The organism is Actinomycetota bacterium, assembly GCA_040755895.1.
Classification (GTDB): Bacteria; Actinomycetota; Aquicultoria; order Subteraquimicrobiales; family Subteraquimicrobiaceae; genus Subteraquimicrobium.
Map to the genome: position 1 here is coordinate 1 of JBFMAG010000099.1, position 9656 is coordinate 9656.

General features: G+C 46.0%; 10 protein-coding genes and 1 other annotated feature. Of the genes, 9 read left to right on the forward strand and 1 reads right to left on the reverse strand.

The features are described 5' to 3' along the window. Positions 1-130: 130 nt before the first annotated feature. The 3 genes from AB1466_04640 to AB1466_04650 all read left to right on the forward strand — a co-directional run bounded on the left by AB1466_04640 (position 131) and on the right by AB1466_04650 (position 1882). Positions 131-514, forward strand: a complete 384-nt coding sequence (locus AB1466_04640; protein MEW6189384.1) for a heavy metal translocating P-type ATPase — start codon at positions 131-133, stop codon at positions 512-514. 110 nt (positions 515-624) lie between these two features. Further along, positions 625-921 carry an HAD-IC family P-type ATPase gene (locus AB1466_04645; protein ID MEW6189385.1) on the forward strand — a complete coding sequence of 99 codons (297 nt, stop codon included), beginning with the start codon at positions 625-627 and terminating at the stop codon, positions 919-921. A gap of 25 nt (positions 922-946) precedes the next feature. Beyond that, entirely contained in the window at positions 947-1882 is a 936-nt protein-coding gene (locus AB1466_04650; GenBank protein MEW6189386.1) for a permease, read from the forward strand. On the opposite strand, the gene AB1466_04655 is transcribed toward AB1466_04650, so the two are convergent. Continuing rightward, a complete protein-coding gene (locus tag AB1466_04655; protein MEW6189387.1) occupies positions 1875-2108 on the reverse strand; it encodes a hypothetical protein in 234 nt (77 codons plus the stop codon). The genes AB1466_04650 and AB1466_04655 overlap by 8 nt on opposite strands. 134 nt (positions 2109-2242) lie before the next feature. On the opposite strand from AB1466_04655, the gene thrS reads away from it, so the two are divergent. The 6 genes from thrS to pheT all read left to right on the forward strand — a co-directional run bounded on the left by thrS (position 2243) and on the right by pheT (position 9424). Continuing rightward, positions 2243-4183: a threonine--tRNA ligase gene (gene thrS / locus AB1466_04660; protein ID MEW6189388.1), complete on the forward strand. Its 1941-nt coding sequence runs from the start codon at positions 2243-2245 to the stop codon at positions 4181-4183. A 150-nt stretch (positions 4184-4333) separates the two neighbouring features. After that, positions 4334-4858, forward strand: a complete 525-nt coding sequence (gene infC, locus AB1466_04665) for a translation initiation factor IF-3 (protein ID MEW6189389.1) — start codon at positions 4334-4336, stop codon at positions 4856-4858. A gap of 59 nt (positions 4859-4917) precedes the next feature. Beyond that, positions 4918-5115, forward strand: coding sequence for a 50S ribosomal protein L35 (gene rpmI, locus AB1466_04670; protein ID MEW6189390.1), 198 nt, complete (start codon positions 4918-4920; stop codon positions 5113-5115). Positions 5116-5135: 20 nt separating this feature from the next. Further along, positions 5136-5495, forward strand: coding sequence for a 50S ribosomal protein L20 (rplT, locus tag AB1466_04675; GenBank protein ID MEW6189391.1), 360 nt, complete (start codon positions 5136-5138; stop codon positions 5493-5495). Between the two features lie 74 nt (positions 5496-5569). Beyond that, positions 5570-5784, forward strand: a binding site (T-box leader). A 64-nt stretch (positions 5785-5848) separates the two neighbouring features. Next, positions 5849-6895 carry a phenylalanine--tRNA ligase subunit alpha gene (gene pheS, locus AB1466_04680; protein MEW6189392.1) on the forward strand — a complete coding sequence of 349 codons (1047 nt, stop codon included), beginning with the start codon at positions 5849-5851 and terminating at the stop codon, positions 6893-6895. A gap of 117 nt (positions 6896-7012) precedes the next feature. Further along, positions 7013-9424: a phenylalanine--tRNA ligase subunit beta gene (gene pheT / locus AB1466_04685; protein MEW6189393.1), complete on the forward strand. Its 2412-nt coding sequence runs from the start codon at positions 7013-7015 to the stop codon at positions 9422-9424. Positions 9425-9656 lie beyond the last annotated feature (232 nt).

Genomic DNA, 9656 nt, shown 5'->3' on the forward strand with positions numbered 1-9656 from the left:
ATGCCGTCATTAGCGAAGTTGCCATAAATTTTACCCATGGTCTCTCCTTCCTCAACTTTTTAAATTTCTGTTTGAAAGCTGAATTTAGACCAGTTATAAAGGAAATAATATAAAAAAGAGAGGTTTTGGGATGACTAGTAAAAGAGCCATTTTGCGAATAGAGGGCATGAGTTGCGCCAGTTGTGCTCGCAGGATAGAAGAGAAATTGTTCAAATTAAATGGCGTAAGTAATGCCAGCGTTAATTTCGCCGCTGGGAAAGCAACAGTCGAGTACAATCCAAATGTAATTAAGCAAGCCACCATGGAAGATGCCATCACGAGATTGGGTTACAAAGTTGTTTATGAAAGAATAAGTCTCAAAATTGGGGGCATGCACTGCACAGCTTGTGCCCAAACCATAGAGAAAGCTTTGAACAATATAGAAGGCGTTAAGGGAGCCGTAAGCAGGGGCATCGACGTCCCGGATGCTGAATCCTTCGATGCCATACCTGGGTGTGGTGTAAGAGCAAAGTAGGATGGTCGTGAGATACTACTTGGTAATCGAAGGTTGATGAGGGACAATGGTATCGGAATGGAACACTTTGAGAAAGATATCTTAAGTTTGGAGGAGCAGGGAAAACCACGATGCTTCTAGCTGTGGATAACAAAGCAATTGGTATAATCGCTGTCGCGGATACATTGAAGGAGCATTCCGCCGAGGCTGTGGAGGAACTCCATAAAATGGGAATAGAAGTGGCCATGCTCACAGGGGATAATGAAAGGACGGCTAAAGCAATCGCTAAACGGTTGGGAATCGACGAGGTTCTTCCCAAAGATAAAGCCGAAGAGATCAAAAGGCTTTTTGCCATTCCTGACTGCAAGAAGATATTTGAGCAAAACCCAGAAAAATATATCAAGGAGGAGAAAGGTTGTTGTCATTAGTTCTATGGGGGAAGGGGATAGACAGTTGTTGGATATAATAATTCAAATATTGAAGATTATATGGGACTTCAGTCTTGAAATAATCCCTCTGTTTGTCTTGGCAATCCTTTTTGCCTCCGCGATTGAGGAGTTCTTGCCAGCTAGTGTGATAGAGAAGTTTGTATCTGGAAAAGGAATAATAACCACCCTTCTCTCCGCAGTTGCAGGTGCACTTATCCCTCTCTGTACTTGTGGAATGATACCCCTTGCTGTCGCTTTTCAAAGAAGGAAAGCTCATTGGGTACCTCTGCTCTCTTTTTTAACCGCCGGTGTTGCCTCCAGTATCCCCGCTCTCGCCCTCACCCTGATTTTGGGCATTGAAATAACTCTCATCCGATTAATCACCGCCATCGTTTTTGGAATAGTGGTAGCCTACTCAACCGTTGGACTTCTTCGAGGAAAATTGATGATCAAAGGAGTCGAAGTGGAGACGGAGCATTTCCACCCCGATGAGGTCTACTGCAAACTTTGCCACCATAGAGAGATTGAACACTTCTTTTGCTGGACAAGGTGGAGAGAGGTTTTGGAGGTTTTTTGGAATGATTTTGGAGATTTCTTTCCCTGGCTCGTGGGAAGTTTGATCGTTGCCGGTGTGGTCGGTGCCATCGTTCCTAAATCGTATATTCAAATTATTCTGGGCAAAAAAGCACCTTGGAGCCCCTTCATTGCCAGTGGTATTGGTATCCCATTTTACCTTTGTGCGGGAGCGGATATTCCACTTGTGAAGGCATTACTCATTAAGGGTGCTGGATTAGGAAGCGCCATTGCCATAATGACCTCTGCTCCCACAGTTAATCTCCCAGCCGCGGGGCTTATGATTAAGTGGTTGGGTAAGAAGAATACCTTCATTTATCTTGGAATCTGTTGGTTGGTGGCGGCTCTTTTGGGGCTATTTGTGGATCTGGTCTTCTTTTTCACGTGACCTTTTTGCTGGACAAAATCTCTATTTTCCTCTCGAATTTGTCGATAGCGGTGTGAGCATTTTCCAATTTTTCTTTTAAAATTGAATCGAGTAACCCGACATCGGGAACCTGGTTACTCGATTCTTCGAGCTCGCGAAACCGGATCCCCGTTTCTATGATAAATAGCGTGAGTTCGACAGTTCCATAGAGTATTAAAAGGATTGGAATCAGTAGAAATTTGAGCATAACACCTCACCTCGAAAATAATGGTTTCTTTTTATTTATCGGAATTTTGCCCCTTAAGATTTACTCTGAAATGGAATGCGCCGTGAAAAATTGGTAAAATAAGAATCCGAGTTTAAAATATGAGAGGAGCATGCATGGGCGAAAAAATTAGAGTTTCGTTGCCTGATGGGTCCATCTTGGAGATAAAAAAGGGATTGCTCGTAAGGGATTTAGCCGCTCGCATAAGCTCCATGCTAGAGAAGGAAGCTTTGGCTGGAAAGATCGATGGTGAACTATGTGATCTTTCCACCCCCATTTTAAAGAATGCCGATGTGGAGATCGTCACCTTCTCCTCCCGGGAAGGTCAAAGCATCTACCGCCATAGTGCCGCTCACATAATGGCTCAAGCTGTAATGGAGCTCTTCTCCGATGTGAAGTTGGGCATCGGTCCACCCATTGAAGACGGCTTTTATTATGATTTCGATCTCAAGCACATCCTCACTCCGGATGATTTGAGAAAGATTGAACAAAAAATGCGCGAAATAATCGAAAGTGATCTTCCCTTTGTTAAAGAGAAAATTCCGCGAAGTGAAGCGATAAAGCTCTTCAAATCCAATGGTCAGAATTATAAGGTGGAGCTTTTAGAGGAGATGGCGGATGAGACGGTCACCATCTATAAAAGTGGAGTTTTTTTCGATTTATGTCGTGGACCCCATGTTCCATCGACGGGTAAAATATCCGCTTTCAAATTGTTGAACATCGCAGGGGCCTATTGGAGGGGTGACGAGCATCGCCCGATGTTGCAGAGGATATACGGGGCGGCTTTTGATACCTCAAAGAAGCTAGAACAGTATCTTCATAGACTGGAAGAGGCTGCAAAGAGGGATCACCGTAAGCTCGGTAGAGAACTCGATTTGTTCACCATCAGTGAACAATTTGGAGCGGGACTTCCCCTCTGGCATCCGAAAGGTGCCTTAGTCCGCAAGATCATCGAGGATTTTTGGCGAGATGAACACCTGAAGCGGGGATACGAGATGGTAATGACACCCCACATCGCCAAGGTTGATCTCTGGAAGGCCAGTGGTCATTGGGATTTCTATCGCGAATATATGTATTCGCCCATGGAGATTGAAGGACAAGAATATGTGATCAAGCCCATGAACTGTCCCGCTCATATCCTCATTTATAAATCCCGGACACGTAGTTATCGCGAATTGCCTCTTAGGTGGGCTGAGTTGGGCACGGTCTATCGTTACGAGCGCTCGGGAGTCCTTCACGGATTACTTAGGGTTAGAGGTTTTACTCAGGATGATGCCCATATTTTCTGCCGCCCCGATCAGCTCAGGACTGAAATCCTGGGAGTCATCGATCTCGTGCTTTACATGCTTAAGACCTTCGGTTTTGAAGAATACGATGTTTTCCTCTCCACACGACCCAAAAAGTACGTTGGAACCCTCGAACATTGGGAGAAGGCAACGGAGGCCCTTAAAAAGGCTTTAGAGAAGGTCGGTCTCGATTATCGGATCGATCCGGGCGAAGGCGTTTTTTACGGACCCAAAATCGACATTAAGATCAAGGATGCTTTGGGCCGAGCCTGGCAGTGTACCACCATCCAGGTTGATTTCAACATTCCTGAGCGATTCGATATGACATACATGGGAGAGGATAATAGGGAACACAGACCAATTATGATCCATCGGGCGATTCTTGGATCTATGGAAAGATTCATGGGCTGCCTCATTGAACATTATGCCGGTGCTTTTCCAACTTGGCTTTCACCTGTGCAGGTTGTGGTCATATCCATCGCCGATCGTCACCTTGAGTACGCGAAGAGTGTGCTCTCGAAATTGGTTGAAGCGAAGATACGAGTTGAACTTGATTCAAGATCGGAATCGGTGAACAAAAAAATTCGCGACGCCCAGGTTCGAAAGATTCCCTATATGTTGGTGGTAGGTGACAGGGAAAGGGAGACAAACACGGTGGCAGTGCGAGATCGAAGCGGTGTGGATAGAAGAGGTATATCCCCTGATCAATTTATTGAGAATTTGGAAGCGGAGATAAGGGAGAGGAGACCAACCAGTGGACTGACTTTTTGATATCGTTTCGATTTATAAATGATGGTAAAATATTCATGGATCGATGTTGGAGTATGGTATCTTTTATTTTTAAACTTGACACGATACAAGGGAATGTGTATACTACCGCATTATTTTAAAGTAAGGGGCTTTGATAGTTTCAGGAGGTGAATGCCCATCATTGATGAGGTTCGTGTAAATGAGCGTATTCGGGCTCAAAAGGTGCGACTGATTTCGTCGGAAGGTAAACAGATTGGAATTTTACCCCTAGAGGAAGCTTTGAGAATTGCTTATGATGAAGGTCTTGATCTGGTTGAGGTTGCACCGCAGGCGGATCCATCTGTTTGCCGTATTATGGATTATGGTAAATACAAGTATGAACGGACTTTGAGGGCAAAAAGGGCGAGAAAACATCAAACTACCATTGTCGTGAAGGAAGTAAAGATGCGACCCAAGATCGGAGAGCACGATTTCAATGTCAAGAAGAAGCATGTGGTGAGGTTCTTGGAACACGGTGCGAAGGTTAAGGTTACAATAATGTTTCAGGGACGCGAATTGGCCCACATCGATCTGGGAGAGAAGCTTTTAAATAGATTGGCGGAAGATGTTAAAGATTTAGGGATTGTGGAGTTAAAGCCCAAACTCGATGGTCGAAATATGGTAATGATTTTAGCTCCATTGCATTTATCCCGTTAGTTTGTTAAATTTATAATTTTTACTTTCAAAACCGTGGATTTTTTGGGGGAATATATTTTATGGCCACCAAGGCAAAGGTCCGTAAAAGCGCTGCGAAGCGATTTAAGATCACCTGTTCAGGCAGGATTATGCGGCGTCGGGCCTTTAAGGGTCATCTACTGGAGAAAAAAACTTCTAAAAGGAAGCGTAAATTGGGAAAGAAGGCCATCCTGACTCCAATGGCTAGGAAGGCTGTGGAGAGGATGCTTTCGATATAATTCATCCGGAGGCTTAAAACATGCCCAGAGTTAAGAAGGGACCCAGTACCAGGAGGAGAAGGAAAAAGATCTTAAAACTTGCAAAAGGCTATTATGGGGCTAAAAGCAGGACTTTTCGTGCTGCCAAAGAGCAGGTTATGCATTCCTTAATGTATTCCTATAGGGATCGCCGGGCTCGCAAGAGAGATTTTAGAAGATTGTGGATAGCCAGGATAAATGCCGCGGCGAGGGAGAATGGTTTATCTTATAGTAAACTGATGGATGGATTGAGAAGGGCAAATATTGAAATAAACAGGAAGATGTTATCCGAACTTGCGGTAAGTGACCCAGAGGCCTTTGCTGAACTCGCTTCGTTGGCGAAGGAGAAAATCGGGGCCTAGCTATGTTCAAATATCGAAGTTGATATATTGTAAGTAGCAAGTTGTGTTTTAAATATAGCAAGATATTGTCATACTTAAAGGCTGTGAAGGAGAGAGTAAACTGGTAAGCTCTCCCTTGAGAGAAGCAGCGTCGTGGCTGAAAGCGTTGCCAGGGAGGACCGATTGAAATTCACTCCGGAGCTGTGGGCTGAAAGTAGGTTACACCGGTTTCCACCGTTATCCGGGATTCTCTAGAGTGCCATGGGGGAATTTGGGTGGTACCGCGGAAGGTAAGCCTTTCGTCCCAGAGACGAAAGGTTTTTTAATATTGAACATTTTTAAATTAGCTATGTGGGGAGGATAAGCGGTTGTCAATACGGGAAGAACTAAGGTCTTTAGCTGAAGAAGCCGAACGAGCCATTTCCCAGATTTCCTCACTCGAGGAGCTCAACGAGGCGAGGGTGAAATTTCTGGGCAGAAAGGGGCAGTTGACGGCCATCTTAAAGAGCTTAGGCAAGCTTCCCCTCTCCGAAAGACCTGCTGTGGGACGTTTAGCCAATGAGATACGCGAGACTTTAGAGGAAAGCATTGTCTCAAAAGAGAGGGAACTTAAGAGAGAGCTTTTGCAGAGAAAGCTCGAAGCCGAGAAAGTGGACATCACACTCCCGGGCAAACGTCCTTGTGTGGGAAGAAAGCATCTGTTGACTCAGGCTATAGAGGAGATCATCCGCATCTTCGTGGGCTTGGGCTACAATGTGGTTGAAGGCCCTGAGGTGGAGTTGGACTATTACAATTTTGAAGCGCTCAATACTCCCCCCGATCATCCAGCTCGTTCCCTCCAAGCTACGTTATACGTCAAGATTGCACATGAGCCCAAATCGAGCAGGGAAGAAGTTCTCCTACGAACTCACACATCACCCATCCAAATCAGGGTCATGGAAAGAATGAAACCCCCTCTCTATGTAGTTTCACCTGGGAGAACCTATCGCCGCGATGTTGCAGACCCAACCCATTCCCCCATGTTCCATCAGGTTGAGGGATTTGCCGTCGATAGTCGCATCACTTTTGGTGATCTTAAGGGTACACTTGAAGTCTTTGCCCGGGAGATGTTCGGTAAGGATCGGAAGGTAAGACTCCGTCCCCACTTTTTTCCTTTTACTGAGCCCAGTGCTGAGGTTGACGTCTCCTGCATCGTTTGTGATGGGAGAGGATGCCGAATCTGTAAGTATAGTGGATGGCTGGAAATTTTAGGGGCGGGGATGGTACATCCTAATGTCTTTAATGTTGTGGGATACGATCCTGAGAAGGTAACCGGATTTGCCTTCGGTATGGGTGTGGAACGAATAGCCATGCTTAAATACGGAGTAAACGATATCCGACTATTCTTTGAAAACGACTTGAGATTTTTGGAGCAATTCTAAATCGGTCTATAGTCGATAGCCGCAATAAATTAAAAATAAAAACGAGTTTTGAATTTTAAATTCTTCATTTACTTGGATCATTGGCTATGAGCTATCGACCATCGACGGAGGGTTAAAATGCGCATTTCACTGAATTGGCTAAGGAACTATGTGGAATTTGATCTTTCCCCAGAGGAACTCGCGGAGAGGCTGAATCTGACGGGAACGGTCGTTGAGGGAATAGAATATCTCGGGAAGGATTTACAGAAAGTAGTGGTTGGCCGGATAAAAAGGATCAAACCACATCCAAATGCCGATTATCTCAAGGTTTGTTCGGTTGATATTGGGGGCAAGGAGCTTCAAATCGTCTGTGGCGCGAAGAATATGAAAGAAGGGGATAAGGTCCCCGTGGCTTTGGTTGGCACGAAGCTCCCGAGTGGTCTTGAGATAAACAGGGCCATCATAAAAGGAGTTGTCTCCGAAGGAATGATGTGCTCCGAGTCGGAGCTAGGGGTAGGTGAGGATGCAAGTGGTTTGCTCATTCTTGATGAAAGCGTCGAGGTCGGTGAGAATTTAGCAAAGGCCCTTGGTCTTGAAGATGCTGTCCTTGAGTTGGAGATCACCCCAAACCGACCGGATTGTTTGGGGGTGATAGGCATTGCGCGAGAAGTCGCCGCCATCGTGGGCAGTGAACTCAAGAAACCGAAGATCAAATTGAAAGAGGTTGATAGATCCATTCACCAGGTAACAAGAGTCGATGTTCTGGATGGCGATCTTTGCCCCCGATACGCAGCGCGGATCATCGACGATATAACCATCGCTCCCTCCCCGTTGTGGATGAAGCGCCGTCTACAGGCGGCGGGTTTTCGGGCCATCAATAACGTTGTGGACATCACTAACTATGTAATGCTGGAAACTGGTCAACCCCTCCATGCTTTCGACTTCCACCGTTTAAATGAGAGGAGGATAGTGGTGAGGACTGCCCATCTTGGAGAAACGATTGTTACCCTCGACGGTGTCTTTCGCCAGCTGGATGAGACCATGCTGGTCATTGCCGATGCCAAAGAACCCATTGCTTTAGCTGGGGTAATGGGTGGTGCTCATTCGGAGGTATCCGAGGGGACAACCACTATCCTGCTGGAATCGGCCAATTTTAATCCGCGAAGCATCATGCGCACGTCGCGGAAGTTGGGACTAATCACGGAGTCTTCAAACCGTTTTGAGAAGGGACTTGATCCAAATGGTCCAGTTTATGCTGCGGATAGAGCTGCTCAATTGATGCAAGAGCTCGCCGGGGGTAAGGTATTCAAGGGTGTAATTGATGTATATCCTAAACCGAAGCGGGTCTGGAGTCTTACGCTTCGTCCTCAGAGGGTCAACGACATCCTTGGCACCAACCTCTTGCCTAAGCAAATTGCCCAAATTTTGGAGAGTCTAGAACTCAAAATCTCCCGACTCCCGACTCCCGACTCCCGACTTGAGGTCCGTGTGCCCACGTTCAGACCGGACTTAGAGCGGGAAATCGACTTAATTGAGGAAGTAGCCCGTCTTTACGGATACAACCGGATTCAATCCACCTTGCCCGAGAGCGGTGGAAAACGGGGCGGTTTAAGTTTAAATCAAAGGATAAGCCTATGTATCAAGGATATTTTAGTTTCTTGTGGTCTTTGGGAGGTCGTTACCTATAGTTTTATCGGTCCCCAACACTTCGATAAGCTCATGCTACCCGCGGACAGCTCCTTAAGAAGGACCATAGCCTTAAGAAATCCATTAAGCGAAGAACAATCGATCATGCGAACCACTCTCCTTCCGGGATTACTTGAGGTTTTAAGGTACAATGCCCATCGAAATCGATATAATGTGCAAATTTTTGAAGTTGGGCGCATCTTTCATCCTCGACCAGGCGAGATTTTGCCCCATGAGCCGGTTATGGTTGCCGCGGCTTTGACCGGTTCCTGGAGGGAGAGTGAGTGGCACGAAAGGGCTAAGCTACTGGATTTCTTCGATGCAAAGGGTATAATTGAGACCTTATTTGACCAGTTGGGCATCGAAGACTGGCACCTGGCTAGAACCATTCGTCCCTTCCTCCACCCGGGTCGGGGTGCGGAAGTTTTCATAAAGGGCGAGATGGTTGGGATATTGGGGGAGATTCATCCTCATGTCCAAGAGGCTTTTGAGCTTCCCAATCCCGTGACCATTTTTGAATTGGAGGAAGCGAAGCTGGTGAAATATGCCTCGCTCCTCAGGCAATTTGAGGAGATACCGAAATATCCCGATGTTACCTTGGATATCGCTCTAGTTGTGGATGAAGCCATCTCCAATGAGGAGGTGTACAAGGTTATCCGTCGATGGGGAGGTAGGTTACTAAAGGAGATTCATCTCTTCGATCTCTACCGCGGTGGGCAGATTCCCAGGGGCAAGAAGAGTCTCGCTTACTCCCTGACTTTCAGAGCGGATGATAGAACCCTCACCGAAGACGAAACGAAAAAGGCTCTGGAACGCATCATCGCAAGATTAAAAAAGGAGCTCGGTGCAAGAATTCGCGCTTAAGTGAGAATACATGAGTCATAATTTCAGAATTTGCTGCGTGATTATCTAAAGAAAAGTGGACTATGACCCACCTACAAAGCGAGAATGAGGGTGGAAAAATTTTCCGAACAGCTATTGCATAAATATGCAAATTTTTGTATAATTTTTGGCATACTTATGAGTTCGAGGATGCGATGGTAAATGTCTCGGGTTTGTAGGATAGGGATAATTGGAGCCTCCGGTTACACTGGAG

Excerpts from the sequence above, each read along its gene's own strand:
- AB1466_04645 (MEW6189385.1), top strand. The coding sequence starts at position 625 with ATGCTTCTAGCTGTGGATAACAAAGCAATTGGTATAATCGCTGTCGCG.
- rplT (MEW6189391.1), top strand. The coding sequence starts at position 5,136 with ATGCCCAGAGTTAAGAAGGGACCCAGTACCAGGAGGAGAAGGAAAAAG.
- pheT (MEW6189393.1), top strand. The coding sequence starts at position 7,013 with ATGCGCATTTCACTGAATTGGCTAAGGAACTATGTGGAATTTGATCTT.
- AB1466_04640 (MEW6189384.1), top strand. The coding sequence starts at position 131 with ATGACTAGTAAAAGAGCCATTTTGCGAATAGAGGGCATGAGTTGCGCC.
- infC (MEW6189389.1), top strand. The coding sequence starts at position 4,334 with ATGCCCATCATTGATGAGGTTCGTGTAAATGAGCGTATTCGGGCTCAA.
- thrS (MEW6189388.1), top strand. The coding sequence starts at position 2,243 with ATGGGCGAAAAAATTAGAGTTTCGTTGCCTGATGGGTCCATCTTGGAG.
- rpmI (MEW6189390.1), top strand. The coding sequence starts at position 4,918 with ATGGCCACCAAGGCAAAGGTCCGTAAAAGCGCTGCGAAGCGATTTAAG.
- AB1466_04655 (MEW6189387.1), bottom strand. The coding sequence starts at position 2,108 with ATGCTCAAATTTCTACTGATTCCAATCCTTTTAATACTCTATGGAACT.